The sequence below is a fragment of the Nocardia sp. FBN12 genome, assembly GCF_054031145.1.
In genome coordinates, this window is sequence record NZ_CM132926.1 from 4,488,094 (window position 1) to 4,515,051 (window position 26,958).

Annotated in this window: 32 protein-coding genes, 1 other RNA gene and 1 pseudogene; 12 read left to right on the forward strand and 22 right to left on the reverse strand. The window is 66.9% G+C overall.

The window, feature by feature from the left end; genetic code table 11:
• The first annotated feature begins 7 nt into the window (after positions 1–7).
• The gene (locus tag ACWZHB_RS21265) at positions 8–871 is read left to right on the forward strand and encodes a DUF1266 domain-containing protein (RefSeq protein ID WP_427903598.1); all 864 of its coding nucleotides are present in this window, start codon (positions 8–10) and stop codon (positions 869–871) included.
• Here the strand turns inward: ACWZHB_RS21265 and ACWZHB_RS21270 are convergent.
• Complete coding sequence (locus ACWZHB_RS21270) at positions 849–1,730, reverse strand: hypothetical protein (protein ID WP_427903599.1); 882 nt, start codon at positions 1,728–1,730, stop codon at positions 849–851. The two genes, ACWZHB_RS21265 and ACWZHB_RS21270, sit on opposite strands and share 23 nt — an antisense overlap.
• A gap of 111 nt (positions 1,731–1,841) precedes the next feature.
• Here ACWZHB_RS21270 and ACWZHB_RS21275 point away from each other — a divergent pair, with 111 nt between their 5' ends.
• The gene (locus tag ACWZHB_RS21275; RefSeq protein WP_427903600.1) at positions 1,842–2,051 is read left to right on the forward strand and encodes a DUF5302 domain-containing protein; all 210 of its coding nucleotides are present in this window, start codon (positions 1,842–1,844) and stop codon (positions 2,049–2,051) included.
• An 83-nt stretch (positions 2,052–2,134) separates the two neighbouring features.
• Here ACWZHB_RS21275 and ACWZHB_RS21280 read toward each other — a convergent pair whose 3' ends face one another.
• The 10 genes and pseudogenes from ACWZHB_RS21280 to ACWZHB_RS21325 all read right to left on the reverse strand — a co-directional run bounded on the left by ACWZHB_RS21280 (position 2,135) and on the right by ACWZHB_RS21325 (position 8,764).
• Positions 2,135–3,193 carry a hypothetical protein gene (locus tag ACWZHB_RS21280; RefSeq protein WP_427903601.1) on the reverse strand — a complete coding sequence of 353 codons (1,059 nt, stop codon included), beginning with the start codon at positions 3,191–3,193 and terminating at the stop codon, positions 2,135–2,137.
• A gap of 58 nt (positions 3,194–3,251) precedes the next feature.
• Positions 3,252–3,524, reverse strand: a pseudogene (locus tag ACWZHB_RS21285) (methyltransferase family protein); the annotation flags it as partial.
• Complete coding sequence (locus ACWZHB_RS21290) at positions 3,525–4,229, reverse strand: cation transporter (protein ID WP_427903602.1); 705 nt, start codon at positions 4,227–4,229, stop codon at positions 3,525–3,527.
• Positions 4,229–4,558 (reverse strand): ArsR/SmtB family transcription factor, encoded by a 330-nt coding sequence (locus ACWZHB_RS21295; protein ID WP_427903603.1) that lies wholly within the window; start codon positions 4,556–4,558, stop codon positions 4,229–4,231. The genes ACWZHB_RS21290 and ACWZHB_RS21295 overlap by 1 nt, the downstream gene beginning before the upstream one ends.
• Positions 4,559–4,654: 96 nt before the next feature.
• On the reverse strand, positions 4,655–5,431 hold the full coding sequence (locus tag ACWZHB_RS21300) for an SDR family oxidoreductase (RefSeq protein WP_427903604.1): 777 nt from the start codon (positions 5,429–5,431) through the stop codon (positions 4,655–4,657).
• 71 nt (positions 5,432–5,502) lie between these two features.
• Entirely contained in the window at positions 5,503–6,054 is a 552-nt protein-coding gene (locus tag ACWZHB_RS21305; RefSeq protein ID WP_427903605.1) for a TetR/AcrR family transcriptional regulator, read from the reverse strand.
• 289 nt (positions 6,055–6,343) lie between these two features.
• The gene (locus ACWZHB_RS21310) at positions 6,344–6,979 is read right to left on the reverse strand and encodes a hypothetical protein (protein ID WP_427903606.1); all 636 of its coding nucleotides are present in this window, start codon (positions 6,977–6,979) and stop codon (positions 6,344–6,346) included.
• A 45-nt stretch (positions 6,980–7,024) separates the two neighbouring features.
• On the reverse strand, positions 7,025–7,882 hold the full coding sequence (locus ACWZHB_RS21315; RefSeq protein ID WP_427903607.1) for a helix-turn-helix domain-containing protein: 858 nt from the start codon (positions 7,880–7,882) through the stop codon (positions 7,025–7,027).
• The gene (locus ACWZHB_RS21320; RefSeq protein ID WP_427903608.1) at positions 7,879–8,409 is read right to left on the reverse strand and encodes a DUF6879 family protein; all 531 of its coding nucleotides are present in this window, start codon (positions 8,407–8,409) and stop codon (positions 7,879–7,881) included. Before ACWZHB_RS21320 ends, ACWZHB_RS21315 begins: the two co-directional genes overlap by 4 nt.
• Positions 8,393–8,764: a hypothetical protein gene (locus ACWZHB_RS21325; RefSeq protein WP_427903609.1), complete on the reverse strand. Its 372-nt coding sequence runs from the start codon at positions 8,762–8,764 to the stop codon at positions 8,393–8,395. Before ACWZHB_RS21325 ends, ACWZHB_RS21320 begins: the two co-directional genes overlap by 17 nt.
• Positions 8,765–8,982: 218 nt before the next feature.
• Here ACWZHB_RS21325 and ACWZHB_RS21330 point away from each other — a divergent pair, with 218 nt between their 5' ends.
• Positions 8,983–9,213, forward strand: coding sequence for a hypothetical protein (locus tag ACWZHB_RS21330; protein ID WP_427903610.1), 231 nt, complete (start codon positions 8,983–8,985; stop codon positions 9,211–9,213).
• A gap of 48 nt (positions 9,214–9,261) precedes the next feature.
• Complete coding sequence (locus ACWZHB_RS21335) at positions 9,262–9,960, forward strand: site-specific integrase (protein ID WP_427903611.1); 699 nt, start codon at positions 9,262–9,264, stop codon at positions 9,958–9,960.
• Positions 9,961–9,998: 38 nt separating this feature from the next.
• On the opposite strand, the gene ssrA is transcribed toward ACWZHB_RS21335, so the two are convergent.
• Positions 9,999–10,371, reverse strand: a transfer-messenger RNA (tmRNA) gene (ssrA, locus tag ACWZHB_RS21340).
• A 227-nt stretch (positions 10,372–10,598) separates the two neighbouring features.
• On the opposite strand from ssrA, the gene ACWZHB_RS21345 reads away from it, so the two are divergent.
• Positions 10,599–11,897, forward strand: coding sequence for an ABC transporter substrate-binding protein (locus ACWZHB_RS21345; RefSeq protein WP_427903612.1), 1,299 nt, complete (start codon positions 10,599–10,601; stop codon positions 11,895–11,897).
• Positions 11,898–11,900: 3 nt separating this feature from the next.
• Here the strand turns inward: ACWZHB_RS21345 and ACWZHB_RS21350 are convergent, their stop codons facing one another.
• The 8 genes from ACWZHB_RS21350 to ACWZHB_RS21385 all read right to left on the reverse strand — a co-directional run bounded on the left by ACWZHB_RS21350 (position 11,901) and on the right by ACWZHB_RS21385 (position 19,158).
• Entirely contained in the window at positions 11,901–12,764 is an 864-nt protein-coding gene (locus ACWZHB_RS21350) for a DMT family transporter (RefSeq protein WP_427903613.1), read from the reverse strand.
• Positions 12,764–13,237 (reverse strand): SsrA-binding protein SmpB, encoded by a 474-nt coding sequence (gene smpB / locus ACWZHB_RS21355; RefSeq protein WP_427903614.1) that lies wholly within the window; start codon positions 13,235–13,237, stop codon positions 12,764–12,766. The genes ACWZHB_RS21350 and smpB overlap by 1 nt, the downstream gene beginning before the upstream one ends.
• 48 nt (positions 13,238–13,285) lie before the next feature.
• Positions 13,286–14,224, reverse strand: a complete 939-nt coding sequence (locus ACWZHB_RS21360) for an acyl-ACP desaturase (protein ID WP_427903615.1) — start codon at positions 14,222–14,224, stop codon at positions 13,286–13,288.
• Positions 14,225–14,388: 164 nt separating this feature from the next.
• Positions 14,389–15,003 carry a YdcF family protein gene (locus ACWZHB_RS21365; protein WP_427903616.1) on the reverse strand — a complete coding sequence of 205 codons (615 nt, stop codon included), beginning with the start codon at positions 15,001–15,003 and terminating at the stop codon, positions 14,389–14,391.
• A 200-nt stretch (positions 15,004–15,203) separates the two neighbouring features.
• Complete coding sequence (locus ACWZHB_RS21370; RefSeq protein WP_427903617.1) at positions 15,204–15,437, reverse strand: hypothetical protein; 234 nt, start codon at positions 15,435–15,437, stop codon at positions 15,204–15,206.
• 134 nt (positions 15,438–15,571) lie between these two features.
• Positions 15,572–17,572: a DNA helicase RecQ gene (gene recQ, locus ACWZHB_RS21375; protein ID WP_427903618.1), complete on the reverse strand. Its 2,001-nt coding sequence runs from the start codon at positions 17,570–17,572 to the stop codon at positions 15,572–15,574.
• 94 nt (positions 17,573–17,666) lie between these two features.
• On the reverse strand, positions 17,667–18,452 hold the full coding sequence (hisN, locus tag ACWZHB_RS21380) for a histidinol-phosphatase (RefSeq protein WP_427903619.1): 786 nt from the start codon (positions 18,450–18,452) through the stop codon (positions 17,667–17,669).
• A gap of 121 nt (positions 18,453–18,573) precedes the next feature.
• Positions 18,574–19,158: an NADPH-dependent FMN reductase gene (locus tag ACWZHB_RS21385; RefSeq protein ID WP_427903620.1), complete on the reverse strand. Its 585-nt coding sequence runs from the start codon at positions 19,156–19,158 to the stop codon at positions 18,574–18,576.
• Positions 19,159–19,299: 141 nt separating this feature from the next.
• On the opposite strand from ACWZHB_RS21385, the gene ACWZHB_RS21390 reads away from it, so the two are divergent.
• The 6 genes from ACWZHB_RS21390 to ftsX all read left to right on the forward strand — a co-directional run bounded on the left by ACWZHB_RS21390 (position 19,300) and on the right by ftsX (position 24,140).
• Positions 19,300–20,157, forward strand: coding sequence for a helix-turn-helix transcriptional regulator (locus ACWZHB_RS21390; protein ID WP_427903621.1), 858 nt, complete (start codon positions 19,300–19,302; stop codon positions 20,155–20,157).
• Between the two features lie 90 nt (positions 20,158–20,247).
• Positions 20,248–21,366: a peptide chain release factor 2 gene (gene prfB / locus ACWZHB_RS21395; protein ID WP_427903622.1), complete on the forward strand. Its 1,119-nt coding sequence runs from the start codon at positions 20,248–20,250 to the stop codon at positions 21,364–21,366.
• Between the two features lie 128 nt (positions 21,367–21,494).
• Positions 21,495–22,352 carry a mechanosensitive ion channel family protein gene (locus ACWZHB_RS21400; protein WP_427903623.1) on the forward strand — a complete coding sequence of 286 codons (858 nt, stop codon included), beginning with the start codon at positions 21,495–21,497 and terminating at the stop codon, positions 22,350–22,352.
• Positions 22,339–22,494, forward strand: coding sequence for a hypothetical protein (locus ACWZHB_RS21405; protein ID WP_427903624.1), 156 nt, complete (start codon positions 22,339–22,341; stop codon positions 22,492–22,494). Before ACWZHB_RS21400 ends, ACWZHB_RS21405 begins: the two co-directional genes overlap by 14 nt.
• A gap of 54 nt (positions 22,495–22,548) precedes the next feature.
• Positions 22,549–23,238, forward strand: coding sequence for a cell division ATP-binding protein FtsE (gene ftsE, locus ACWZHB_RS21410; RefSeq protein ID WP_427903625.1), 690 nt, complete (start codon positions 22,549–22,551; stop codon positions 23,236–23,238).
• A complete protein-coding gene (gene ftsX, locus ACWZHB_RS21415; RefSeq protein WP_427903626.1) occupies positions 23,238–24,140 on the forward strand; it encodes a permease-like cell division protein FtsX in 903 nt (300 codons plus the stop codon). Before ftsE ends, ftsX begins: the two co-directional genes overlap by 1 nt.
• Positions 24,141–24,200: 60 nt before the next feature.
• Here the strand turns inward: ftsX and ACWZHB_RS21420 are convergent, their stop codons facing one another.
• Positions 24,201–24,584 carry a MerR family transcriptional regulator gene (locus ACWZHB_RS21420; protein WP_427903627.1) on the reverse strand — a complete coding sequence of 128 codons (384 nt, stop codon included), beginning with the start codon at positions 24,582–24,584 and terminating at the stop codon, positions 24,201–24,203.
• A 60-nt stretch (positions 24,585–24,644) separates the two neighbouring features.
• On the opposite strand from ACWZHB_RS21420, the gene ACWZHB_RS21425 reads away from it, so the two are divergent.
• Positions 24,645–25,406, forward strand: a complete 762-nt coding sequence (locus ACWZHB_RS21425) for an alpha/beta fold hydrolase (RefSeq protein WP_427903628.1) — start codon at positions 24,645–24,647, stop codon at positions 25,404–25,406.
• Positions 25,407–25,498: 92 nt separating this feature from the next.
• Here the strand turns inward: ACWZHB_RS21425 and ACWZHB_RS21430 are convergent, their stop codons facing one another.
• Positions 25,499–26,911: a glycosyltransferase family 39 protein gene (locus ACWZHB_RS21430; protein ID WP_427903629.1), complete on the reverse strand. Its 1,413-nt coding sequence runs from the start codon at positions 26,909–26,911 to the stop codon at positions 25,499–25,501.
• Positions 26,912–26,958: the final 47 nt, after the last annotated feature.

The following is a 26,958-nucleotide window of genomic DNA, read 5'->3' on the forward strand; positions in this document are numbered from 1 at the left end:
GTGCCACATGCAACCGACAGCAGCAGTGCAGGGCGGACGGCCGCGCGTGGCCGGTTTCCCGGGGGCGGACATCGATATCGAGCCCGACGTATGGTCCGGGGCGGCCGTTGACGACGACCGGATCCGGGCCTTGGCCGTCGGCGCGTATTACGGCCGGAGCTGGGGTGCGCAGTGCGATGGGGTCGCGTTCCTCCCGGAGGAGCCGGACAGCTCGTCGACGCGGCGCGAGACCGCGATCGAGGGACTCCATGAATCGTGGGGCGTCGACAACGCCGAGGACGCCCATGACACCGCGCGGCGGTTGCTGGCCGGGATGCACGCGCCGCTGTTCGAACTCGTCCATCCGCTCGCCGTCATGGCGGCGACCGATACCGGACGGGTCGACCGGTCCGGGTTGGCCGACGAGCACCGCGAATTCCTGCACACGCTCTCGGGTTTCCGCGGGTATCGCGGACCCGCGGGGATCGATCGCGACTACGACGCCTGGTTGCAGGCCATCAAACTCGGCATCACCGACAGTCTGCCGACGCCGCTGCAGATCGACGCCACCGCATGGGATCTGGCACGGCTGGTGTTCATCGCCCGCGCCGCGTGCACGGCGGGTTACCTCACCGAGGACGAGGCGTGGGAGCACATGCTGACCGGCCTGGATCGGGCGCGTCAGCACTATCGCAATTGGCGCCAGTTCGGCGACGGGTTCCTCACCGGGGCGATCTTCTGGGCGGCCACACAGGATCTATCGGCGGCGAAAAGTCAAGTGGCCGAACGCAGGCGGATGATCGCGGGGCTTCACCTGCGGCCGTCGAGTCCATGGCGGCGGGTCGCCCTGCACGCGGGTGCGCCGGTGTTCAGCCCGGCATCGTCAGCATGATGCCGACGGCTTGACGGCGGAACGGATCGTCGTCGACCATGCCGAGTTTGCGGCGTTCCACCAGCAGTTGCCATTCGCCGAAGAGGTCGGCCGAGGAGGGCATCGTCGCGGCGATGGATCCGTCGACGTGCTCGATTTCGCAGGCCAGCTGGACGGCCTCGGTGATGCGGGTGAAGTCGGCGGGTTCCCAGTCGACGAAGTCCAGGTCGGCGCCCGCGCCCGAAATACGCAGGGTCGCAACCTGACCGGAGATCACTTCGGCGCCGGACAGGACCGAGACCGGGAATTCGTAGACCGCCCACGCGGAGACGAACAGCAGGCGCAGGGTGGTGATCGCGACCAGGCCGGGTGCGCCCTCGTGGCCGGCTTGGGCCAGTTCGAGCACGTACTCATCGGGACGGGCACAGCGGTGCAGGATGTCGATCTCACGTAAGGAGTTGCCCGCGTGGCGCATTCGGTACGCGGCGGCCGTGACATCGGGACGTTGCCTGCCGTTCGCACCGTGCACCGATTGTGGTGGAACGAGATTCGGTCGAGGAGGGAAGACCCTCCGTAAGCTGACCAGGTCACGTTCGACCGCTCTGATCAGCGTCTGCGCCTGCTCGCGTAAACCGGTTTCGAGGAACACCGGCACCGGATGACGTTCGGTCGGCGCCCCGTCGACCACGAACTGCGCCGACCGGAAGAACAGCAGCAGTGCCATCTGCCCGTCCTCGGTGGTCGCGAGCGCGACCCTGCCCAGTTCGGCGACGCCGACATCCAGCCCGATCTCGTTGTCCGCGCGCAGCGGCGTCGTCACCAGCCGCCCGTCCGCGTACCGAACCGCGACCCGCGCACCCCATACTTCGATCACAGCCACGTCCCTCCTGGCCTGCCCCGCATCGGTGGATCGTACCGAGGGGCACTGACGGGCCGGGCGATGGTCCCGCCGATGGTGCCGGAAGGTGCGTCGAGGTGGCAGGCTGTACGCATGCCCGATGATCAGGAAATCTCCGCCGACCAGTCCGGTGATGCGAACGAAACTCCGGAAGAGGCGACCAAGCGGAAGTTCCGCGAGGCGCTCGAGCGGAAGAACGGCCACTCCTCCGCCGGAGGGGCCGCGCAGAATGCCGCCAAGGTGCGTGGGACGCACGCGCAGGCAGGCGGGAAGCGCACCTTCCGCCGTCGCGCCGGAGGATAGTTCGCGCTGCGGCCCCGCTTCCGTGAGCAGCCCTGCCCCGCCGGTAATCACCGTGCGGCGCAGGGCTTTTCGGTGACGCGGAGCTACTGCAAGCGGGAGGTGTCGGCGTCCGCTTCGGATCGAACCGCGTTCTCGAACGTGGTACCGCTGTCTGCTTCGCTGAAGACCAGCCAACATCCCCGGATGGCGCCGAGCAGGTCTTCGAGCAGGTCGATCGCGGGGCGAGTGGGGTCGAGGCGGCAGATGCGATATCCGTCGGACCAGGCGTCGGGATCGTCGTCCTCGTCGCGCTCCTCGATTTCCTGCGCGGCGTCGATGATTCCGTCCAGGTCGCGAACCTTGCCTTCGGACACGGCGATGGCATCGGCGATCAGGTCGACCACCACCTGGGTGGGCGTCTCCCCCTCGCCGAGCCGTTCCAGGACCACGGTCGGCGTTTCGACCTGCAGTGCTTCGATGTCGTCCGCCTCGGCGACCACGTCCACCGGCTCGAGGCCCGTGACCTCGCCCGCCACCGTCGCCGCGGCCCGTAGCCAGTGTGCGGCGGCGACCGATGCGGCGGCCGGATCCAGTTCGGTGAACAGGTCGATCGTGCCCAACGGGTTGGCGCGGAGCAGGCTGTCCGCCGCGTGCACCTGCACCGGGGAGATCTCCGGCCGGGTGAGTTCGACGGCCTGCCTGGCTCGGCCTGCCAGATCACCCAGTTCCGCGGCCGTGATCGCCGCCTGCTCGGTCAGCACCTCGTTCACCACCCGGTCCACCAGGCCCGCGTCACCGATCGCGTGGAGCACGCGGCCCACGTGGTGCGCGGATTCCTCGATGGGGCTGTAGAAGACCAGCATGCATCCGTCGTCGTCGGGCAGATTGGGGGTGCGCAGCGCTGCTTCGACCTTCGCGAAGCGATTGCGCTCCTCCGCCCGCCGCCACGCTTCCCCGTTCTCGATATCGGGATCCCCGGCCGCGGTCGCCGGATGGGTGTAGGTCCGCCACTGAAACCGCGCCAAACTCGCCAGCGCCGCCGCCAGCTCCACCCCGTGCTCGGCCCCCGGCACCTCGGCGATCGTCTCGGCGACGTCACCCCGACCGGTCCCCCAGGTGGCGACCAGCGTTCCCGCCCCCGAGTCGTATGCATACCGCGTCATTCGCTCAGTTCTACGTGGCCTCGCCGCACGGGCCTGCACCAGGGTCTCGCCGGTCAGATCAGGCGCGGCCGATGCCAGGGACGAAGCGGCCCGTGGCGGCGAGGTAGGCGCGATAGTTCGCGCCGTGTACCCGCGTCAGATACGGCTCCTCGACGACGCGCACCTGGAGTTCGATCGTCACCAGCAGCAATGCGAACGCGACGATCGCGACAGCGTCCGGGATGATCAGCGTGATGCCACCGGCGAACAGCAGCATCGCGGTGAAGATGGGGTTCCGGACCAGACCGAACACGCCGGTGTCGACCAGAGTGACCGAGTGCGCAGCTCGCCATCATGTGTTTCCCCTGGTGAAGTCGTCACAGCAGCCGTCGGGATCCCCGTGACCGCATCCGGTGGACGTTGTCGTGCAGCAGGTTTCGCCCTGCCAGGCGTTGATCCCTTCTCTGATCGCGATCACCGCGATCACCAGCGCCGCGAGCGGGTCGGCCAACGACCAGCCGAAAAGGCTGTTGAGCACCAGGCCGACAAGCAGCACAGCCGAGAGATAGGTGCACAACAGGGTTTGCTTGGAATCTGCGACGGCGGAGGCGGACCCGAGTTCGCGTCCGGCCCTGCGCTGCGCTGCGGACAGCACCGGCATGATCACCAGACTCGCTGCCGCCAGCCCGATTCCGACCGTCGAATGCCGCGCCTCGCCGACCCCGAGCAGTGAACGGACAGCGTCGACGGCGACATAGGCGGCCAACGCGAAGAACGAGAATGCGATGACCCGCAGCGCCACCTTCTCCCGCGCTTCCGGATCGCGCCCGGCGAACTGCCACGCCACCGCGGCCGCCGAGGACACCTCGATCACCGAGTCCAGTCCGAACCCGATCAGCGCGGTCGAGGAGACCCGCGCTCCTTCGGCCAGCGCGATGACCGCCTCGACCACGTTGTAGCTGATGGTCACCGCGACCAACCATCGAATCCGCTTCGCCAGCACCACCTTCCGCGCCGAACTCGGCGCCGTCAGCGCAGGCATCCCGATCGACTCCATCAGCAGCAGCCATCCGACTCCGCCGCCGGGCAGCAGGCCGGATCGACAGCCAGCACCAGCCCGACCAGATCGTCCAAGGCCCGCCCGATCCGCGGATCGGACAGCTCATACCGACTGCGCCGCCCCTCAGGAACCGCGACGACCAGCCCGCATCCACGCAGGCAGGCCAGATGATTCGACAGAATCTGCCGCGAGACCCCGATCGCCTCGGCGAGCTCCGACGGATACCCAGACCCCTTCCGCAGACTCAGCAGAATCCGGGTTCGCGTCGCATCCGAGAGGGCGTAGCCGAAACGGGCGAGAGCGTCGATCTGCACTGCGGTAGTCACGGGAAAGATAGTACAGAGACTTCTGAATTCAGAGAAGTATGTATCGAATATTGATGCCGGGGAGGGCCGCGAGCCCTCCCCCACGGCAGGTTCGGGTCACACGGTCTTGATCACACCACCGTCAGCCAGATAGTCGGCGCCGGTGAGGTTACCCGCGCGAGGCGAGGCCAGAAACGTGATCAGCGCGGCGGTCTCGGCCGGTTCGGTGAGCCGCCCGGTGGTGATTCCCATCCGTTCGGGGACCCTGGCCAGGAAGTCGGCTAGGTCCTCACCCGCCACGTCGGCGAGCCGGCCCGCGTAGCCGGACGGGTCGCCCCAGTTCTCGGTGCGGGTAGGTCCCGGACTGACCGTCATGGCACGCAGACCTTGTGGGCCGAACTCCTCGGCGAGGGCTTTGGTCAGGTTGGTGATGGCGGCTTTGGCCGTCCCGTAGTCGACCGGCGGGAAGGCGGCGCGAGCGCCGATCGAGGACACGTTGACGATCACGCCGGACCGCCGCAGGAGGCCGGGCAGCAGCGCTCGGGTGACGCGGACCGTGGCGAACAGGTTGAGGTCATAGGTCTGCTGCCACGCGGCATCGTCGACGGCCAGGAAGCCAGCGGCCGCCATGCTGGCCGGTGCCACGCCACCGAGATTGTTGACCAGGATGTCCACGTCGCCGAATTCGGTGAGCTGGGCGGCACTCAGCGGATCGGTGAGGTCGAGCGACACCGCGGTCACGCCGAGTTCGGCCAGGTCACTGTTCGTGCCCGCGGACCGTGCGGCCGCGATGACGTGCACGCCCTCGGCCGCGAGCGACCGGGCGACTTCGAGCCCGATCCCCCTGCTGGCACCGGTGACGACGGCGGTCTTTCCCGAAAGTTGTAGATCCATGATGTTCCTTTCTTGAACTACAGATACAAAATATGAGCATGACGAAGCGCGGGAAGTTCACACCAGAGACGTCAGAGGGCGCGCAACGCCGTAGCGGCCATAATGTCGAGGCGCGGCGAACTCTGATCGGCCTTGGCCAGCACCCGAATGCCGTTGATCGTCGCGAGGAACAGCCCGGCCACGGCCACGGCATCGACGTCGGCGGCGATCTCGCCGGAACGCTGTCCTTCCTCGATGGTGCTCCGGAAGGCCGCCTCCTGCCGGTCGAAGATTCGCCGCACGAGATGTTCGACCACCTGATCCCGACCGCCGAACTCGATCGCGGCATTGGCGGCCATGCATCCGCGCCCGTCATCCGACCGCGCCGCGTCGACCACCAGATCGACCGCGGCACGCAGACGCTCGCGCGGCGCGCCCGGCCCATCCAGCACCTGAATCAGGCGCACCGACTCCCGCTCGTAGTAACGCCGCAACGTCCGCTCGAACAGCGCGCGCTTGCTCTCGAACGCGTTGTAGAGGCTGCCGCTACCGATCCCGAGCTCAGCAGTGAGCCGCTTCGGCGTGGTGCCCGCATAGCCGTTGGCCCAGAAGACTTCCATCGCCTGGTCCACGGCTCGATCCATGTCGAACCCCTTGCTCCGCGCCACATCCTGAACCCTACACATAGTGGATTCGAAGTTACAAAACTGCGTCGTCCGCGCACGAAAAAGCCCCTCACCTGCGTGTCAGGTGAGGGGCTCTGAGTGGAGCTGCCGGGAATCGAACCCGGGTCCTCCGCCGGATCGCAGATCCGGCAACTTTCTGACCTGCGGTTGCATTCCAATCGGTCCGGCCTCCGGTGCCCTGTTTTCGCTCCCTGTGTGGGCAAAATGTGGGCACCGGAGCACCGGAGCGCCTGGGCGCAAACGCGCGTCATGGAGCGAACTCGGCGGCCATCCCCTGGAGTCTGACGAGTCCGGCGGCGCTCACCTGCTTCTGGGCCGCCAGATATCCCACGATGAAGCCAGGGTCGTAGTCGTCGCGTTCAGACATAGCGGTCAGGATCTCGTTCGCGCTGAGCTTGGTCGGATTGTCTGTGAACCCCTTGTATCCCGCGTGGGCGAGACGACGGAGTTGCGTCGCGAGGTCCTCTGGGGGCGGATCGGTAACCTGGCCGGTCGCGAGGTTGAGCGCACCAACAGCGGCGGCCCATCCGTGAACCGGGAAGATGACGTTTTCCAACACACACAGCGCCGTGTCTTTCGTCAGCGTGACTGCGGTAACAAGCTCTTTGACGTCCGGCGTATACGAGAGCACCGGCCCGGACCCGGGCAGAATGGCATGCGACAGGGCGGTGATGTGCACATTCGCTGCCGCGAATTCGGCAAGCGGCTCCGAAGACTCGACGGCAGGGCGGGTCGGCGACATCAGCACGGGGTACAGACCCAGCCGGTGCGCTTCGCTGTTAATCCATCCGATGCACAGCTCGACGGCAGGGTCCAACGGATGTTCGGGTAGCGCCATTGGTACCCACGCGGCCCGATAGCTTGCGTGCTTCTGGTCCGTCATCGCGCGATCGTATTCGAGCGCACACCCTGTGACGTGCAGACTTAATCAGCTTCCGGGTGGTTCAGCGTGTCGGCGGGATTCAATCGCCCGGCGGATCAACGTTCGTGCGCGCTCTCCGGTGACTGACTGCCGGGCGAGCACGTCGAACGCTCGTGCGTAGAGCCGGATCTCTCGTGGCTGGGTGACGTTCAGCTCTGCGGAGACGGTTTCGACCTGGACCAGTCGGTCATCGAACATGACGAACCCGTTGATCGTCGGTGCCCGGTAGACGGCGGCTGTGGGGACGATCGCCAACGACACCCGCGCAAGCTCCATGACGGTCTGTAGTCGGTCGAGTTGACCCAACATGATCTGGTCGTCACCGGCGGTTGTGTGGAGCACCTGCTCAGCGATGACGAACCAGAACCGATGACGGCCGTGGTAGAGCACACGTTGCCGTTCGATTCGGGCGGCTACGCCCTGCTCGAGGTCGTTCGGGGTTTCGTAGAAGTCGGTGACGCGCGCGAGTATCCATCGCGCGTAGTCGGCGGTCTGGAGGAGGCCGGGCACTACCTGCGGCTCGTACCAGCGTGTGACCTCGGTGTCGGCTTCGAGCTTGACGGCCTGTTTCTGCCGTCGCTTCGTGCCGGTCGCCAGGACGCGCCTGTACTCGAGGTAGGCCGCTTCGATGTTGCGGAGCGCTGCGATGAGATCGGGCAGGTGTTCGGTGCTGTTGGTGTGCTCGCACCATGTCCGAACGTCGTCCTCGGACGGCGTCTGTTTGCCGTATTCGACCTTGCTGATCTTGGACTCGTGCCAGCCCGCGAGACCCGCAAGAGCGCGGCCGGTGAGTCGGGCATCGTGGCGAAGGCCCCGGAGCTGGAGCCCCAGGGCCTCGCGTGCCGCGTGGACGGCGCTTGTCACCGCTGGGGTTCTCCGGCGGCGTACTCATCACGGGGAACCGACTTCAGCCAGACCGTGTCTCGTACTTCCCGCAGCATCGCGAGAATCCTGGGGTCGGTGGTCACCGCACCGCCCGCGAAACGGCCGGACGGCTCGAACACGTTGAACGAGGCGACCCTGTCATCGAAGAGCCACCAATCGTCAGTGGTCAGCAGCTCAGGGTCGATGTCGGCGCGGTCGATGTACTGGACCTGTTCACCCGCACGGATGTTCTCCTGCGCGACGTGCAGACACCACCGCGTGTAGTCGGTATGAGGACGGCTGACCACCCGAACCCTGCGCACAGTCGCACCGGACGCGGTCAGGTCGGCTACCTGGTCGAGCCACGGAGTCATCCATCCGTAGTCGTCGGGTTCACCGGCCAACCACCGCGCGTAAGGCCCGTTTTCGAGGTCTACGGCGTAGGTGTCTTGGACCTCGAGGTGGAACGCGTCGCGCGTGGTTCTGCCGAACAGTTCGGCGAACCCGTCGTCACTGAGTTGCTGCATGACCGTAAAACTCTCGCTTTCGTAGCGGTACCTCGATGGCTGTCTCGTCGGCAGCCAGGTCGATCTGTGCGAGCGTGTCTGTCTCGGTGATCGGGCGACCGGTCACGGTGAACGTGCCTCGGCCGGTGTCGGTGAGCGTTGCGCCCAGGTATGTGCGTGGCTGTGCGAAACCGGTTAGCAGGTGCGGGATTTCGACTGTGTCGGCGGTGTCGGTAGTCCAGCCCTGCACCAGGAATGTGCCCTGGTCTGTCTCGTACAGCGATGGGCAACCGTTCGTGTTCGATCCACCTGATCCCAGAAAATGAAGCTTCACTTTGGACCCTCCCGTCCAGCGGTGTGCGTGAGTTTGCGTCACGCACGTTCATGGTCGCGTGAAACCCGGTGTGCTGACCAGCATTTGCGCAACTTCGAGCAAACTGAAGCAAAGTCGTAGTGCTGCCGACCTGGTGGTTCGTACGTTGAACACGGCTCCGGTAGCGAGTGACAGATCCGAACGGCCACCCCCTTACGTTCTCCCTCTGTGTTGTGCCTCGCTACCGGATGCCTACCAACTTCGGCCCTGGAAGGTGCGCCATGAGCAAGGCGATACAAGAGACATTGGACGCCCTGCGCGAACGTGCCGCGCTTCGGTCGATGGCGATCCGCAAGGCTCCCGAACCGCCCTATGGGTGGGAGTTGTACAACCCCTACAGGGTGGTCGTCACCGGGTCGCTGGAGAACGTGGCCGACTGGCTGACCGCAGCCGAACAGCGCGACGTCGCACCCCGACCGCTGAACACAGCAGGGGCGAGGGCAGACGGATGATGACGCTGGGATGGACGGTCGCAGTCGGACTCCCGGGGGCGGTATTCATTGCCGCAGTGTGGCCCAGGCGCGATACTCACGCACGCCCAGGTCGCCGCGCTGGCTGCTGAGTCGAAGCACCCGGCGATCGTGATGCTCTTGGCCTACTCCGGTCTCCGGTGGGGCGAGATGGCTGCTCTGCGACCGCGTGACATCGACGTGGCTCGTCGGCGCATCCACATCGTCCGGTCAGCATCCAAGGTGAACTCCCGCACGGTGATCGGCACCCCGAAGACGTGGGAGCGGCGCACGGTCGCGGTACCGGCCGAAGTGATGGACCTCAGCGTCCCGGTCCTGAAGGGCAAGCACTCGACAGAGTTGGTGTGGTCGCGGCCGGATGGTCAGCCGTTGCGCCCGCCGACGACAACGCATTGGTTCGGTGGCGCTGTGCGTCGCTGCATCGCAGCGTCCACACCGCGAGACGAGGACGGCAACGCGACGGACTCCCCCACCTTCCCTCGCGTCACGGCGCACGAACTGCGGCACACTGCCGCGTCCCTGATGATCCGGTCCGGTGCTCACGTGAAGACTGTCCAACGCCAGCTCGGCCACAAGTCAGCGACGATGACCCTCGACAACTACGGGCACCTGTTCGAGGACGACTTGGACGATGTGGCGGCCCGTATGGGCTCCGGTTTGAGGCTTGCTGCCGCAGGATGTGGGCAAAGTGTGGGCAGCAGGCCGAATCTGACCGTGCTCAGCGCATAAAAAAAGTCTCTGACCTGCATTAACAGGCCAGAGACTTCGAGTGGAGCTGCCGGGAATCGAACCCGGGTCCTCCGCCGCGTCTTCAGGGCTTCTCCGTGTGCAGTTCGCTATGTCTCTGCTTGGATCTCCAGGTCTCGCGAACAAGCTTGGATGACGATCCCAGTCGCTGTTAGATGTCCCATTCGACTCCGCGACCGAGCCGAACGGTAATTCCCTCTAGCTGATGCCAGTACCCGGGTCGAGGGACGAACCCGGACTGACAGAGACGTCCTGGCTACTTAGGCAGCGAGGGCGTACTCGCGCTGATTGGAATCGGCGCTTAATTGGTTGCAGCGACGCTTACGGTGGTCTCTTGCCTGCACCGACACGCTTCCCCTGAATCAACGTACGCAGTCGAAACCGTTCAGCCCCGTACGTGCCCGCACCTTGCGGGCTAGTCATATTAACACCGGCGCGGCGCGGGATCATCCCATTATCCGCTGCCAGCTCGCGGTGGCGCCGAGGTGATCTTGTGGCGAACCACTGGCCGACCGCATCGGCGAAACCGGGTAGGAGTGCCGGGAGCGGCGGGTACTGTTCTCGATCGGCCGCCCCGGAACTGTGAAATGTCCTGGGCGACTGGAGCAAGGAGTTATCCCATGGCATACACCAGTCACCGTGGACTACGCCGATTCGCGGCTGTCCCGGCTGTCGCGAGTCTCGTGCTGGCCGCGGCGTGCTCGTCCGGCGAGCCCACCGCCGCGCCGGGCGTCACCAGCGCACCGTGTCCTGGTTCGGCGAACACAGACCGCGGCTGCATCTATCTCGGGGTGCTCTCGGATCTGCAGAACGGGCCGTTCTCCGCGCTCGGAGCGTCGATGAACGACGGTCAGGTGGCGTTCTGGCGGCAGGTCAACGCGGCGGGCGGTATCGGCGGCTACGACATCGACATCAGCACCTACACCCGCAACACCTCCCTCGATCCCCGCACTCATCGCGGCGCGTATCACGAGATCGAGCCGAACGTGCTCGCGTTGTCGATGAGTTTCGGGACCGCGCAGACCATCGGGATGCTGAATCAGATGGACGCCGACGACATGGTGAGCACGGCGGCCACCCAGTGGTCGGGCTGGAACTATCGCAGCGCCGACCGCAACCTGGTGCTCAGCGCCGGCTACTCCTACTGCACCGAAGCGGTGACGGGACTCGACTGGTTCGCCGAAACCCATTACATGCCACGCGATATCGCCGTGGTCGCCTATCGCGGCAACTACGGCGGCGACTACGCCAGCGGCGCACTGAAGTGGGCGCTGGCCAACGACGCGACCATCGCCGATCGCATCGACACCGGACCCAATGCCGAGGTCGGCAACCAGGACGGGCCGGTCGAGGAGATCCTGGCGGCGACACCGGATCTGGTGATGCTGGCCACCGGGCCGGCCGAGACCGCGGAGATCGTGGGCAAGCTGGTGAAGGCCGGCTTCACCGGCCGGTTCCTCGGCTCGCTGCCCACCTGGAACCAGGCGCTGCTGCAATCGGCGGCCGCGCCCGCGCTGACCGCGCTCTACAACTACACGACCCCGGTCGACAGCTGGTCTGGTGACAGTGTGGGCGCCAAAAATGCCCGCGAGGCGGTCAGCGGTGAACCCGCCAACTTCGGTTACTCACTCGGCTGGGCGATCACCTACCCGCTCAAAGCCCTGCTCACGACGGCGGCGGCGAACGGCGAACTCACCAGGGCGGGCCTGCGGCGCAGCGTCGGGGCGATGAAACCCGACGGTGAGGGCATGGTCGTGATCCACCCGGCGGGCGCGGCCGAACCGGATCTGGACGCGGAATGGTCGGTGGTGTTCGAACCGGACCGGACGGCGCCGATGGGCGCCAAGGCGGTGAGAGTCGGCTATCAGGGCAAGACGCTGGGGCGGCTGAGCCTGCACGAGCCCTGCACCCGGCTGTAGGGATCAGCTCGCGGCGATCATGGCGACCGCCGCGAGCGCCAGCACCATACCGACCTTCTGGGTGGCACTGATGCGTTCGCCGAGCAGCACCATCGCCAGCAGCACAGTCGCCGCCGGATACAGCGAACCGATCACGCTGACCACCGAAAGCATCGCGCCGTGGAAGGCGTAGAGCAGCGCGGCGTTGGCGATCACATCGAGCACGCCGATCGCCAACGCCAGGCGCAGCGGCTCGCCGTGTAATCCGCGGAATTCGCCTGCCGCCAGCGCCGATGTCCACACGACCGCGGTTGCCGCGGCGCGCTGGGCCAGCAACGGCCACAGGCCCGCGCTCGCGCTGGTCTCGTGCAGGAAATAGAACGCGAAACCGAAGGCGGCGCCCGACCCGATCGTGAGGAGCGCAACCCGGCGGGTGAAACGCAGTTGCCTGCCGCCGGTGATCTCCTCGGTGGTTTCGTCGGGCGCCTCTCTGCTGACGAGCACCACCGCGACCAGGGCCAAGGCGATGCCCGCGATCGCGACCGAGCCCGGCCGTTCGCCGAGAAAGAAACCGGCGATGACCGGGATCCCAGCGACCAGCACCGCGGTCACCGGCGACACCACGGCCATGGGCCCGTCGGCCAGCGCGGCGTAGAACCACCACACCGCCAATCCACTGGCCACCCCGGCGGCCAGACCCCACACCATCGACGCGGTGTCGGCATGCCCGCCGACCAGCGGCGCGATCAGCAAGACCAACAGCACCGAGAACGGGTACGACACCACGACCACCCGCAATGCGGTGACCCTGCGTGCCGCGATCCCGCCGAAGAAGTCGCTGACTCCGTAGCCCGCCGCCGCGATGAGGGCGAGCGCGACGGAGAGCACTAACGCATGCCCTTGACCCGCCGACCCACCTCACGGGTGACCTCGCGCTCGGCCTGCTTGCGAGCCAGATCCTGACGCTTGTCGTAGTCCTGCTTGCCCTTGGCGAGCGCGAGCTCCACCTTCACCTTGCCGTCGGAGAAGTACATCGACAGCGGCACCAGCGTCTGGTTGCCCTCGCGCGACTTGCCGACCAGGTGCTCGATCTCCCGCTTGTGCAGCAGCAGCTTGCGGGTGCGGCGCGGCGAATGATTGGTCCAGGTGCCGTGACTGAACTCCGGGATGTGCAGGCCACGCAGCCAGACCTCACCGTGATCGACGGTCGCGAAGGCGTCGACGAGCGAGGCCTTGCCCTCACGCAAGCTCTTCACCTCGGTGCCGACCAGCGCGATCCCCGCCTCGTAGGTATCGAGGATCGTGTAGTTGTGCCGGGCCTTGCGGTTGGTCGCGATGACCTTCCGGCCTTTCTCCTTCATAACGGTCAACTGTAAGTGACGGCGCCAGCGGTTTATTCCATGGCTGACTCAGACCCTGGCGGCGGCCCTGGCCAGGGAACGGTCGCGCTGCTCTTCGAAACGGGCCGCCTTGACCTCGAGGTCGAGCAGGTAGGTGTGCAGCTCGTCGCGGGCGATTTCACCTTCGGCGCCGAAATCGGTGCGCTCGAAGATGCGCCAGGTGCGCAGGGTGGGGCGCAGCACGACATCGAGGTGCTGGCGCAGGTCGTAGACGCCGTGCTTGGCGAGCAGGACCGCGTTGCGCCGGAAGTTGGGCTGGTTGAGGCCGGGCATCTGGAAACGCAGGATCACATCGGTGATGGCGCGCATGGTCTCGTCGGGAGTGAGATCGAGCGCCGCGGCGCAGAGCTTGCGGTAGAAGATCATGTGCAGGTTCTCGTCGGTGGCGATGCGAGCCAGCATGCGATCGGCGACCGCGTCGTTGCACAGGGCACCGGTGTTGCGGTGGCTGATCCTGGTCGCGAGTTCCTGCAGGGTGACGTAGGCGACGCCCTTGAGGAACTGCGAACCCTTCTCGGGCTTGGCGATGCCCGCGGTCATGTGCGACATCCTGGCCTCTTCGAGCGCGACCGGGTCGACGGCGCGGGTCACGACGAGGTAGTCACGCAGGACGATGCCGTGGCGGTTCTCCTCGGCGGTCCACCGGCCGACCCAGGTACCCCAGGCGTTGTCGAAGCCGAAGGTGTCGGCGAGTTCACGGTGGTAGGAGGGCAGGTTGTCCTCGGTGAGCAGATTGGTGATCATCGCCGCCTTGGCGACCTCGCTCAGCCGCGACTGTTCGGGGTCCCAGTCGTCGCCACCCATGGCCGCGAAGTTGCGGCCCTCGTCCCACGGCACGTAATCGTGGGGGTGCCACATCTTGGCCTTGGCCAGGTGGTCGTTGAGGTTGGCTTCGGCCGTCGGCTCGAGCTCGGCGAGGATGTCGCTGTCGGACAGGTGGAGCGTCATGGGTCGACGTTACGAGGCGAGGGGCGGGTTCTCGGGGTTATTGCCCAGAATTCCGCGACTACTCATCACAACTGCCGACCTGCGGCGATGATCGGTCACAGCGACGCCGGAAGGGTGCCTGCGCACCGCGTTTCGGCACCGCCGGGGCACAGGCTGGGTACACATCATCCGGCCGAGGGCGCTGGGCCGAAGCGGCCGATGTGCAGTGGCACCGCATCCCACTGGGCGCGGTCGGGCGTGAGGTCGCCGACAACGAGCACACCCGCGTCGGCGAAAGCGCCTCTGGCTCGGGCGATGTGGTCCTCGGAGGTGACGAGCACGACCGAGCGCAGGCCCTTGTCGGCGAGCATCGCCGCGGTATTGCGAGCATTGGCGACTGTCGAATCGGCCTCGGATTCGCGGATGATCCGGCTCTGGTCGATGCCCGCGGCCACCAGCCAATCGGCCATCGCGTCGGCTTCGGACAGGCCGGCCTGCGGGTTGCCGCCGGTAACGATGATCGGTGACCACGGCGCGAAGACTGCTTGGGCCAGGCCCGCACGCAGTCGTCGGACCAGTTCCTCGCGCATCGTGCCCTCCGGTGTGAGGCCGTAGCCGAGGACCACCACCGCGGTGTCGGGGCCGTAGATTCCGGGCAGGGTCGGCGTGCCGAGGGCTCGCGCGAAGTCGAGACCGGGTGGGGCCGACAGGTCGGCACCGGCGGGTACCGGCACGCAGGCCAATCCGGATACCGCGATCGCCGCGCACACCACCCGCGTACTCCAAGTCCACCGCACCATTGCCGTCGCCTCCTCGAGCTCGGGCCGATCTCGGTGATCGATCCCGCTCGGCAACGGTGCGCCGGGGTGACGACGGCAGGTATCCCTTTGACCTGCGGTTACGACAACTCACATGCGCATGTCGGCCCGCGCTGGTGCGTGGCATCGCAAAATTTCCGGAATCGTCGAAACGCTGACGATCGGTCGGTGCGGCGCTGGCGTCAGCCCGGGCTCAGGACAAGGTAGAGAACAAGGGCCGCGGCGAAGACGGCGATCAGGGCGAGGGTGGACCAGCGCGGTCGGCCGCGGTGGATCGCGGTGTGGTGCGTGCCGAGGAGGGTCGGTGCGACGACCGGATCGATGTGACGGTGCGGCATCGGAGGTGTCGGAGAATCGCCTCCCGCGCTCGGGCTGCTGCCCGACGATTCGCTGTCGGAGCCTTCACCATTCGCCATGACTCGACAGTAACTCGGGGTCGTCCGATTCGGTGCGGGTTCCTTTCCGCCGCGCGTGTACACCCTTGTGGGCGGCGCATGAGCGCCGACGGGCGCCGGTCTTCGCGAATCGCCGGGGCATCCGGGCGTCCGGCCTATTCCTCGCCGAGGGTCGTCAGCACCCCCTCGCCGTAGCGGGCCAGCTTGTTTTCGCCGACGCCTGCGACGGTGCCGAGGGCGGCGAGGTCGGCGGGCTTGCGCGCGGCGATCTCGCGCAAGGTGGCATCGTGGAACACCACGTAGGCGGGCACGCCCTGTTCCTTGGCGGTGGCGGCGCGCCAGGCCCGCAGACGCTCGAACAGCGGGACGTCGGCGGCGGGCAGGTCGACGGCGGCTTTGGCCGACTTGCCCGTGCGCGCGGGGCGGGCGGCACGTTCGGCGCGTTCGGGCTCGCGCCGCAGCGGCACCTTTCTGCCCTCGAACAACACCGCGTTGCTCTCGTCGGTGAGCGCGAGGACACCGTATTCGCCCTGCACGGCGAGCAGACCGCCCGCGAGCAGTTGCCGGACCACCCCGCGCCATTCGGTATCGCGCAGATCGGTACCGATGCCGAAGACCGAGAGCTCGTTGTGCCGGTGCTGGGTGATCTTCTGGTTGGTCTTGCCGAGCAGGATGTCGACGAGGTGGCCCGCGCCGAACGATTGTCCGCGTTCACGTTTGAGCCGCAGCACCGTGGACAGCAGCTTCTGCGCGGGCACCGTGCCGTCCCAGGTTTCGGGCGGGTTCAGGCACACATCGCAGTTGCCGCAGGCGCCGCCGGACTGGCCGAAGTAGTTCAGCAGCCGGGCGCGCCGGCAGCCGACGGTCTCGCACAGGGCGAGCATGGCGTCGAGGTGCAGTTGCAACTGCCTGCGATGGGCGGCGTCGCCCTCGCTGGCATCGATCATCTTGCGTTGCTGCACAACATCATTGAGGCCGTAGACCATCCAGGCCGTCGACGGCAGTCCGTCGCGGCCGGCGCGGCCGGTCTCCTGGTAGTAGCCCTCCACCGATTTGGGCAGGTCGAGGTGGGCGACGAAACGCACGTCGGGCTTGTCGATGCCCATGCCGAAGGCGATGGTGGCGACCACGATCAGGCCGTCTTCGCGCAGGAATCTGGACTGGTTCTCGGCACGGGTCCGAAAGTCGAGGCCCGCGTGATAGGGCACCGCGCGAATGCCGTTCTCGTTGAGCATGGCCGCGGTCTTCTCCACCGAATTGCGCGAGAGGCAGTAGACGATGCCCGCGTCGCCGGGGTGCTCGGCGCGGATGAAGTCGAGCAGCTGGCGGTCGGCGCGGTTCTTCGATTCGATCCGGTACTGGATATTGGGCCGGTCGAAGCTGGAGATGAACTGCTTCGCGGCGCCGAGATCCAGGCGTTCGACGATCTCGGCGGCCGTTTTCTCGGTGGCGGTCGCGGTGAGCGCGATGCGCGGGACATCGGGCCAGCGTTCGTGCACCAGCGACAGCGCGAGGTAGTCGGGCCGGAAGTCGTGGCCCCACTGCGACACGCAGTGCGCCTCGTCGATGGCGAACAGGGCGATCTTGCCCCGGTCGAGTAGCCGCAGCGTGGCTTCCAGTCGGAGGCGTTCCGGCGCCAGATAGAGCAGGTCCAGATCGCCTGAAACGAACTGCGCTTCCACGGTCCGCCGCTGATCCGGCGACTGGGTGGAGTTGAGGAATCCGGCCCGCACGCCGAGGGCACTCAGTGCATCGACCTGGTCCTGCATGAGGGCGATCAGCGGTGAGACGACGACGCCGACACCATCACGGACCAGCGACGGGACCTGGTAGCAGAGGGATTTTCCGCCACCGGTCGGCATCAGCACCAGCGCGTCGCCACCGCCGACGACCTGTTCGACGATGGCCGCCTGGTCGCCGCGGAAACTGTCGTAGCCGAAGACGCGGCGTAGTACCTCGTCGGCGGTCTCGGCGTGGTCTGGTGCCGCGACCCGGCCGGGAGTGGCCGGGGCCAGATCGTCGAAATGGAAGTGGCCGGTGTCGGCGAAGTCGTGCTCGGAGACATACCCGCCGTCGGACGGGTACGCGTCGTCGGGTGGGAAGTCTTCGGGCGGGAAGTCTTCGACATCGGGGGCTGTGGCGCCGGAATTGCTCACCGGGCCATCCTACGAGCGAGCGCCGGTCGCGCAGCCCGTCGACCGAAGGAGACGGCGGCGGATACGGAAGTTGCTCACATGTGGATAACTCGATTCACCCGCGCAAACGGGCCAGGACCTCGTCTTGCAGCGGGCCGTTGGACGCCACGGCGTCGCCGCCGTGCGGGCCGGGCCGCCCGTCCAGGGCGGTGAACGCGCCACCCGCCTCACGGACCAGGACATCGAGGGCCGCCAGGTCCCACAGCGAGACCTCCGGCTCGGCGGCGATATCCACCGCACCCTCCGCGACCAGGCAATAGTTGAAGAAATCACCGTAGCCACGAACCCGCCAGACCGCGTCGGTGAGGTCGATGAACTTCTCGCGCAGGCCGCGCTCGTGCCAGCCGGACAGGCTGGAGAAGGCCAGGCTCGCGTTGTCGATCTCGGTGACCGCGGACACCGAGATCGGCTTGGGCGCACCGGGGTGGACCCGCGCCCACGCACCCGAACCGGCGGCGGCCCACCAGCGCCTGCCCAGCGCGGGCGCGCTCACCACGCCCACCACCGGGACACCGTCTTCCAGCAGGGCGATCAGGCTGGCCCACACCGGTACGCCGCGGACGAAGTTCTTGGTGCCGTCGATCGGGTCGACTACCCACTGCCTGCCGGTGAACTCGGCGTCGCCGCCGAATTCCTCGCCCAGCACGGCGTCGGCGGGGCGCTCCTCGGCGAGTACGCGGCGGATCATCTGTTCTACCGCGAGGTCGGCATCCGAGACGGGGGTCAGGTCGGGCTTCGAGTCGACCTTCAGATCGACGGCGCCGAAGCGTTCCTGTGAGATCGCGTCGGCCTCGTCGGCCAGTCGCAGGGCAAGGTCCAGGTCAGCGGAGTAGGCAGCCACGCGGAGAGTGTATTCGCCGAACCGGCGCGCTCGAGTTCGCGGCGGCGCCGACAGCGATTCCGATGCCCGCCCGAACTCAGCTGCTCCGGCCGGGCGGGTGAGAACGCGACGAAGGATCTGGTCAGGCCGCGACCTGGGCGGCTTTCGCCGCGACCAGAGCGGTTGTCCACCAATGCAACTGGTCGAGCAGGGCGGTGGCGTCCGCGGTGGGCTGTTCGGGGTCGCGCAGTTGGCCGTTCTCGTCGAAGAGCAGGTAGTAGCGCGGGAAGGAGACGTAGTTGCGGACGGTGTGGGCGTTGAGTTCGTTGAAGACCTGGCGCAGGTGCTCGATGGCCATCAGGCCGCCGGAGCCGCCGCTGTAGCCGACGAAGCCGATCGCCTTGGCGTCCCACTCGGTGAAGTGCCAGTCGATGGCGGCTTTGAGGGCGGCGGGGTAGCTGCGGTTGTAGTCGGGGGTGACGATGACGTACGCGTCGGCGGCGGCCAGGCGGTCGGTGAGGTCGCGCATGCCTGCGGGGCGCACCGGGTCGGGGTCCATCATGGGCGGCACCGCGGGCAGCGCGGCGGGCACTTCGGCCTCGGCGAGGTCGATGATGTCGACCTCGAAGCGGTCGTCGACCTGCTGGGCGAACCAGTTCGCGACCACGGGGCCGAATCTGCCTTCGCGGACGCTGCCGATGATGATCGCGAGCTTCAGTGCGGACACGATGTTCTCCTCTTCGTCGAACCGGCCCGATCAGCCGGTGCAACCAAATCTCGCGGACCGCGACCGTCGCAGGGAGACCACGCTGAGAGTGGTAGTGGCACGGCTACTCTCCGGTGCGCCGGGCTGGGTACCGTCGATGAGGTGAGCGACAACGAACTGGGGCTGTTCCTGCGGACCCGCCGCGAAGCGGTCTCCCCCGCCGAGGTCGGGCTGCCCACGGGACAACGCAGGCGCACGCCGGGCCTGCGCCGCGCGGAGGTCGCGATGTTGGCAGGCGTCAGCGTCGAATACCTGATCCGGCTCGAGCAGGGCCGCGACAGCCATCCGTCCGCCCAGGTGCTGTCCGCGCTCGCCGAGACGTTGCGGTTGAGTCCTCGCGAGCGCGTCCACCTGCACCAACTCAGCAAAGGCGTGTCCGGTTTCAGTTGCGGCGCCGCCGAGAACGGTCCCAACCGCACCGTGCGCCCCACGATCCTGGCCGTCCTCGCCCAGCTCGAGCCCGCGCCCGCCGCGATCACCAACCGCTGCACCGAGATCCTGGCCTGCACCGAGGGCTATCGAAAGCTGATGGCGCCGAGCGGGCTGTTCGAACAGGGCGAACCCGCCAACCTGGCCCGGTTCGTCTTCACTCACCCCGGCGCCCGCGAGCTGTACCCGGACTGGGATAGCGCCGCCGACAAGCTGGTCGCCTCGCTCAAACAGGGCCCGTTCCGCGCCGATCCGATGGTCGCCGCCCTGGTCGACGAGCTCACTGTCACCGCGGGCGGTCCGTTCACCGGCCGCCTCGCGACCCTGCCCGGACTGCCACCATCGGGTGGGATCAACCGCCTCGGTCACCCCGAGGCGGGCACGCTGCGCCTGGCATACGAATCACTGGATCTGTCGATCGACGACGACCAATCGCTCTACGTCCTGCTCCCGGCCGACGAGGCCAGCGCGAAAGCCTTGGACCAGCTGGTCGGACGTCGCCCCGGCGGCTTGCGCGCCATCGCGAGCTGAGACCGAATACGCAGGGAAATCGCGCCCGATACCCCACGGTCGCGGCCCGACAAACCCCGGTGTCGGAGGGGACCGGTAGCCTAGGACATCGTGCATCCTGACGTTATCGCCGACCTCGCAGAACTCGACACCACGCTCAAGACGGTCGAGTCGGTCCTCGATGTCGAGGAGCTACGCCGCCGCATCGACGAACTCGAGCACCAGGCCGCCGATCCCGAGCTGTGGAACAACCAGGAGCACGCCCAGCAGGTGACCAGCGAGCTCTCGCACGCGCAGAGCGAACTGCGCCGCGTCGAGGATCTGCGCCAGCGCCTCGAGGACCTGCCGGTGCTCTACGAGCTGGCCGAAGCCGAAGAAGACGCGGCCGCCGCCGAAGCCACCGCCGATGCCGATGCCGAACGCGCGACCCTGCGCGAGGACATCGAGGCGATGGAAGTGCGCACCCTGCTCTCGGGCGAGTACGACAAGCGCGACGCGCTGGTCAACATCCGTTCCGGCGCCGGCGGCGTCGACGCGGCCGACTGGGCGATGATGCTGATGCGCATGTACATCCGCTGGGCCGAGCGGCACAAGTTTCCCGTCGAGGTCTACGACACCTCCTACGCCGAAGAGGCGGGCCTCAAGAGCGCCACCTTCGCGGTGAAGGCGCCCTACGCCTACGGCACGCTGTCGGTGGAGATGGGCACACACCGCCTGGTCCGGATCAGTCCGTTCGACAACCAAGGCCGCCGCCAGACCTCTTTCGCCGAGGTCGAGGTCCTGCCCGTCGTGGAGACCACCGACCACATCGAGATCCCGGACGGCGACATCCGCGTCGATGTGTACCGCTCGTCGGGTCCCGGCGGCCAGTCGGTCAACACCACCGACTCCGCGGTGCGCCTGACCCACATCCCGACCGGCATCGTCGTGACCTGTCAGAACGAGAAGTCGCAGCTGCAGAACAAGATCTCGGCGATGCGCGTGCTGCAGGCCAAGCTCCTGGAACGCAAGCGCCAGGAGGAGCGTGCCCAGATGGACGCGCTCAAGACCAACGAGGGCGCCTCGTGGGGCAACCAGATGCGTTCCTACGTGCTGCACCCGTACCAGATGGTCAAGGACCTGCGCACCAACCACGAGGTCAACAACCCGACCGCGGTACTCGACGGTGACATCGACGGCTTCATCGAATCCGGAATCCGTTGGCGGATGCGCGATCAGGACGACGCGTAGCCAGCTGTTCGCTCAGAAACCGTGCGCTTCACCACGTTTGACCGCACGCCGTGACCGACCTGTAACCTTTCTGGTGTGCGTTCGACCGAACCGAAACTGTGCCTGTGCAGGTCCATGAAGGAGACGCGATGACCCAGGTCCTCGCGGCCAACAGCGGACCCGAGATCACCGACTGGATGCGTTCCAGTGGGCTCGAAATCGTGCTGCTGATCGTCGGCGCGATGCTGTTCGGCCGGTTCGCCGCGTTCTTACGCGACAGGGTGACCACCAAGATCGACTCGGGTTTCCAGACGAGCGACGCCCTGGTCCGCACCGAAGCGGCCAAACACCGCCACGCGCTGGCCCAGGTGGTCACGTGGGTGGTGCTGACCATTGTGTATGTGCTGGTCGGCATGGAAGTACTGCGCCGGCTCGGCTTCTCGGTGACAGGTCTGGTCGCGCCCGCCGCGGTGCTCGGCGCCGCGCTCGGTTTCGGCGCCCAGCGCATCGTCCAGGACATCCTGGCCGGGTTCTTCCTGATCACCGAACGCCAGTACGGCTTCGGTGACGTGGTGCAGATCGCGGTCACCGGCTCGGCCGATCCGGCCGAGGGCACCGTCGAGGACGTGACCCTGCGCATCACCACGCTGCGCAACTCCGACGGTGAGGTGATCATCGTCCCCAACGGACAGATCGTGAAGGTCACCAACCTGTCCAAGGACTGGGCGCGCGCCGCGATCGACGTGCCGGTCTCCGCGCAGGCCGACATCACCAAGATCAACGAGATCCTGCACGAGGTCTGCACCAAGGCCTACGAGGATCGTCGCCTCAAACCGCTGCTGCTCGACGAGCCGTCGGTGATGGGTGTCGAAGATCTCTCGCTCGACGTGATGAACATCCGGATGGTTGCCCGCACATTGCCAGGCAAACAATTCGAAGTGGGCCGCGAACTGCGCGTGCGCGTCGCCGCGGCCCTGCGTAAGGAGGGAATCAGTGAAACCACGTAAGTCCACAGCGATCCTGATGGCGGCGTGGCTGTCGACGTTTGTCGTCTACGTTTTCGTCAAACCGACCGAGACGACGCCGGATGGCTCGACATCGTTCCTCAATGCCGTCCCGACCTGGGTGAATGCCGAACCCGGACGCTGATCGGCGCGTCGCGACCAGCTGAGCCACCCCCGGTGCTGGTTACACTGGCTCCCCGTGATCACCATGCGCAACGTGAGCAAGTCGTACCCGACCTCGACACGACCGGCGCTGGACAACGTTTCCGTCGATGTGGAAAAAGGCGAGTTCGTCTTCATCATCGGCCCGTCCGGCTCGGGCAAGTCGACTTTCATGCGACTGCTGCTCAAGGAAGAGGCGCCGACCTCGGGCGAGATCCGGGTCGCGGACTTCCGCGTCGACCGGCTGCCGGGACGGAAGGTGCCCAAGTTGCGGCAGCGGATCGGCTGCGTGTTCCAGGACTTCCGGCTGTTGCAGCAGAAGACCGTGGAACAGAACGTGGCGTTCGCGCTGGAGGTGATCGGCAAGCGGCGTCAGTTCATCGAGCGGACGGTGCCCGAGGTGCTCGACATGGTCGGGCTCGGCGGTAAGGGGCAGCGGTTGCCCTCGGAGTTGTCCGGCGGTGAGCAGCAGCGGGTCGCGATCGCGCGCGCGTTCGTCAACCGGCCGCTGGTCCTGCTCGCCGACGAGCCGACCGGCAACCTCGATCCCGATACCAGCGCCGACATCATGGCGCTGCTGGAACGGATCAATCGGGTCGGCACCACGGTGCTGATGGCCACCCACGACAACCACATCGTCGACGCCATGCGAAGGCGGGTGGTGGAACTCGACCACGGCAGACTCGTGCGCGACGAAGCGACCGGCGTCTACGGGGTGGGTCGATAATGCGACTGAGTTTCCTGTTCACCGAGGTCATCGACGGCCTGCGCCGCAATCTCACGATGACCATCGCGATGATCCTGACCACGGCGGTGTCGCTGATGATGCTCGGCGGCGGCCTGCTGTCGGTGCGGATGGCCGACAAGACCGAGAACTTCTTCATCGGCCGCCTCGAGGTGCGTTTCTACCTCGACGACGCGGTCTCCGACACCGACCCCGACTGCGCCGCCGATCCGTGCAAGGTGCTGCTCGCCGACCTCAAGCAGACCTCCGGCGTGGAGAGCGTGCAGTTCCTCAACCGCGCCGACGCACTGGAAGAGGCGAAGAAGTTGTTCGCGGATCAGCCGGAGATGGTGCAGTACATTTCCGACTCACCGCTGCCCGCTTCGTTGCGGGTGAAGATGACCGACGCCGATCAGTATCAGCACATCTACGACAGCTTCGCGACGCGGCCGGGCGTGCGGATCGTCGCCAATGACAAGGAATTCGTCGACCGGCTGACCAGCCTGTTCGATGGATTGCGCAATGCCGCGTTCGGCCTGGCGCTGGTGATGGCGCTGGCCGCGATGCTGCTGGTGCTGAACATGGTGCAGATCGCCGCGTTCACCCGGCGCACGGAAGTCGGCATCATGCGCCTGGTGGGCGCGACCCGGTGGTATACGCAGCTACCGTTCCTGCTCGAAGCGGTCGCGGCCGCCTTCGTCGGTTCGGTACTCGCGATCCTCGGGCTGGTCATCGCCCGCCCGCTGGTGATCGATCGCGCGCTTGGCCCGCTGTTCGACAGCAATGTCTTCCCGCGCATCACCGGCGACGACATCGCGGTGGTCGCCCTGACGATCGCGCCCGTCGGCATCGTTTTCGCCGCCGTCACGGCCTATCTCACCCTGCGCTACTACGTGCGCGAATAGACATAGACCGTGTGAGCGGGTCCGGCCGCGTGGATGCTCGCCGGTGCCGGGGCTGATCGGCTAGTTGCCGCCACGTGCCACGGTGGCTCCCGCGGCGATGGCGAGGCTCGCGTCGAGCTGCGCGGCGAGGTGGGACCGCTGGCGATCGAGATCGGCGATGCGGCGGTCCAATTCGACGGATCGGTCGGCCATGATCCGTACCGACATCTCACAGGCCTGGACTGGTCCGTCGTCTTCCGCGCACGGCATGAGCTGGGCGATGTCATCGCTGTTCAATCCCGCGGCCAGCAGTTCTCTGATCCGGGCGACCGTCGCGAGCGCGGATTCGGGATAGCTGCGATAGCCGTTGCCGTCACGGTGCGGATGCAGCAGACCCTGCTCCTCGTAGTAGCGCAGCAGCCGGGTGGCGACCCCGGTGCGCTGCGCCAGTTCGCCGATCAGCATCTGATCACCGGCACCTTCGGCTTGACCTTCACACCCATGTGAATCCCTAACGTCGCCCGTATGACAACAATTCCGCTCCAGACCAGCATCCACGGCACCGGCCCCGGCATCCTCCTCGCACACGGCGGGGGTGGCTCGATCGAGAGCAACTTCGGCACCGTGATCCCCGCGCTCGCCGCCGGGCACACCGTCGTCGCCCCGGACTATCCGGGCGACGACACCCCGTTGACCCTCGATGGCCTCGCCGATGCCCTGGTAGCGGCCGCCGTCGACGCCGGCGTCGAGACCTTCACCATCGTCGGTTTCTCGCTCGGCACCGCGGTGGCCGTGCGCGCTGCCGCACGTCATCCCGAACGCGTCACCGGCCTGCTGCTCACCGCCGGTCTGGCCGCACCCGACAATCGAGCGCGGTTGGCCGTACAGGCCTGGCAGGACCTGCTCGACCGGGGCGAGCACGAATCCTTCGCCCGCTTGGTCCTGCTCACCGGCTTCTCCACCGATTTCGTCAACAGTCTCCCGGCCGCGGCCGTCGACGAGATGGTCCGGCAGACCGCCGACTCGATTCCCGGCGGCACCAGCCAACAGGCCGCCCTGATCGAAACCGTCGACACCACCGCCGATCTCGCCACCCTCACGGTCCCGACCCTCGTCGTCGCCACCACCGCCGACCTCCTCGTCGACCCGGCCAATTCGCGTGCGCTCGCCGCCGGGATTCCCGGCGCCGAGTACGCGGAAATCGAAGCAGGCCATGTTGTCATGGCCGAACGCCTCGACGAATGGGAGAAGCTGCTGACCGGCTTCCTCGACCGTCACCGCCTCTAGATCCCCGCGGAGATCCGTCCGGCTCGGGCCCAGTGTCCGAGCATCGACGCCACGTCCTCAGATCCGCTGCGGCGCGCGCCGGTCGGGTCCCCTCAGCCGAGCGTGCGCAGCTGTGGCCAGAGCTGCGACCACGGACGGATCGGGTTGCGGCAGAGGAACATCGGCTCGCCCTGTTCGTCGTTGTCGATGCCGAGGCCGTTGTCGAGCACGCCCGCGGGCTCGATGGTCGAACACAGTGCGGTAAGACGTTCACGGTCGATGCCGACGGTGAGGACCTCTGTCGCGGAGTCCGGCGGAGGCCCCCACCACCAGTAGGCATTGTGGCCGGAATGCGGTGTGGGCAGCGCATATTCGGAGCCGTAGCGCTCGATCGCGCCTGCCTCGCCGTAGTTGGCGGTGAGGATGGGGGCGCCGGGTGGGCGTGCGGCGGCGATCTGTTCGACATACCGGGGCCAGGCGATGGTTTCGCCCGCGTCGTAGTTGATCGCGAGGATGGGCGAGTCGCGCAGCAACGCGACCGGCAGTACGGGCAGGAACAACAGCGCCGACAGCAGCGCGTTGACAGTGATCACGGAGGTGACTGCCGCCCACCGTCTTCGGTCATCTCCCAGCCATCGACCCAGCCCGACAGCACCCGCCGCGAGCAGCACCGGATACATCCCGCCGAGGTAGTAGGCCTTGCCCCCAGTCGCGAGAAACACAACGAACAACACCGCGTAGGTCAGCGCGAACGCGCGCCACGGCGAGTTCCACAACCGCCACAGCCCGTACCCCCACAGCGGCACCAGCAACACCCCGATCAGCCCGAACTGCAAGAGCACGAACATGATCGGCGTATCCGAGGTTCCCGAAGAACCGCCGGCGATCGCCCTGCTCAGCTCCCACTGCGGAAACCCGTTGGCCGCCTGCCACCACAGATACGGCAGCTGCAGCACCAGTGCGACAGCGACGCCGAACCCGAAGTATTTGGTGGTGAACAGCTTTCGCTCGCCCGTCACCATGAGCATCGCGGCCAGCACGAGAACCGGCACGATCAACAGCACCTTGTTCTGCAAGCCGATCCCCACGACCAGCCCGATCACCAGCCACCATCGCCGATCCCGCCCGAGTTTCAACACCAGCAGACAGATCAGCGACCAGGCGGCCAGATCGAACACCGTCGTCCCCAGCAGATGCCCCACGGCAAGCACCAGCGCCGAACTCGCCACCGCACCGGCGGCCAGCGCCCGTGCCCCGCGCCCACCACCCAACTCCCCCGCCATCAACCCGGCGCACACCACCACGAACGTGGCCGCCGCGATGGCGGGCAATCTCATGACACATAACGAATCGGGATCGACCGCAGCCATGAGTCTGGCCAGAAACGGCGACAACGGCGGCTGATCAGGGTAAGACCAGTCCAACCGCCGACCCGCGGCCAGGAAGTACAGCTCGTCGCGGTGGTAGCCGTAACGTCCCGAGGTCACCAGCAGGACGAGCGCGAAAACCGACGCGATGACGGGCACTCGACCAGGGTGACAGAAACCGGCGATTCCCCGACGGGTCAGCGCAC

Excerpts from the sequence above, each read along its gene's own strand:
- ACWZHB_RS21265 (WP_427903598.1), top strand. The coding sequence starts at position 8 with ATGCAACCGACAGCAGCAGTGCAGGGCGGACGGCCGCGCGTGGCCGGT.
- ACWZHB_RS21275 (WP_427903600.1), top strand. The coding sequence starts at position 1,842 with ATGCCCGATGATCAGGAAATCTCCGCCGACCAGTCCGGTGATGCGAAC.
- ACWZHB_RS21280 (WP_427903601.1), bottom strand. The coding sequence starts at position 3,193 with ATGACGCGGTATGCATACGACTCGGGGGCGGGAACGCTGGTCGCCACC.
- ACWZHB_RS21290 (WP_427903602.1), bottom strand. The coding sequence starts at position 4,229 with ATGGAGTCGATCGGGATGCCTGCGCTGACGGCGCCGAGTTCGGCGCGG.
- ACWZHB_RS21300 (WP_427903604.1), bottom strand. The coding sequence starts at position 5,431 with ATGGATCTACAACTTTCGGGAAAGACCGCCGTCGTCACCGGTGCCAGC.
- ACWZHB_RS21305 (WP_427903605.1), bottom strand. The coding sequence starts at position 6,054 with ATGGATCGAGCCGTGGACCAGGCGATGGAAGTCTTCTGGGCCAACGGC.
- ACWZHB_RS21310 (WP_427903606.1), bottom strand. The coding sequence starts at position 6,979 with ATGACGGACCAGAAGCACGCAAGCTATCGGGCCGCGTGGGTACCAATG.
- ACWZHB_RS21320 (WP_427903608.1), bottom strand. The coding sequence starts at position 8,409 with ATGCAGCAACTCAGTGACGACGGGTTCGCCGAACTGTTCGGCAGAACC.
- ACWZHB_RS21330 (WP_427903610.1), top strand. The coding sequence starts at position 8,983 with ATGAGCAAGGCGATACAAGAGACATTGGACGCCCTGCGCGAACGTGCC.
- ACWZHB_RS21345 (WP_427903612.1), top strand. The coding sequence starts at position 10,599 with ATGGCATACACCAGTCACCGTGGACTACGCCGATTCGCGGCTGTCCCG.
- smpB (WP_427903614.1), bottom strand. The coding sequence starts at position 13,237 with ATGAAGGAGAAAGGCCGGAAGGTCATCGCGACCAACCGCAAGGCCCGG.
- ACWZHB_RS21360 (WP_427903615.1), bottom strand. The coding sequence starts at position 14,224 with ATGACGCTCCACCTGTCCGACAGCGACATCCTCGCCGAGCTCGAGCCG.
- ACWZHB_RS21365 (WP_427903616.1), bottom strand. The coding sequence starts at position 15,003 with ATGGTGCGGTGGACTTGGAGTACGCGGGTGGTGTGCGCGGCGATCGCG.
- ACWZHB_RS21370 (WP_427903617.1), bottom strand. The coding sequence starts at position 15,437 with ATGGCGAATGGTGAAGGCTCCGACAGCGAATCGTCGGGCAGCAGCCCG.
- ACWZHB_RS21400 (WP_427903623.1), top strand. The coding sequence starts at position 21,495 with ATGACCCAGGTCCTCGCGGCCAACAGCGGACCCGAGATCACCGACTGG.
- ftsX (WP_427903626.1), top strand. The coding sequence starts at position 23,238 with ATGCGACTGAGTTTCCTGTTCACCGAGGTCATCGACGGCCTGCGCCGC.
- ACWZHB_RS21420 (WP_427903627.1), bottom strand. The coding sequence starts at position 24,584 with ATGCTGATCGGCGAACTGGCGCAGCGCACCGGGGTCGCCACCCGGCTG.
- ACWZHB_RS21425 (WP_427903628.1), top strand. The coding sequence starts at position 24,645 with ATGACAACAATTCCGCTCCAGACCAGCATCCACGGCACCGGCCCCGGC.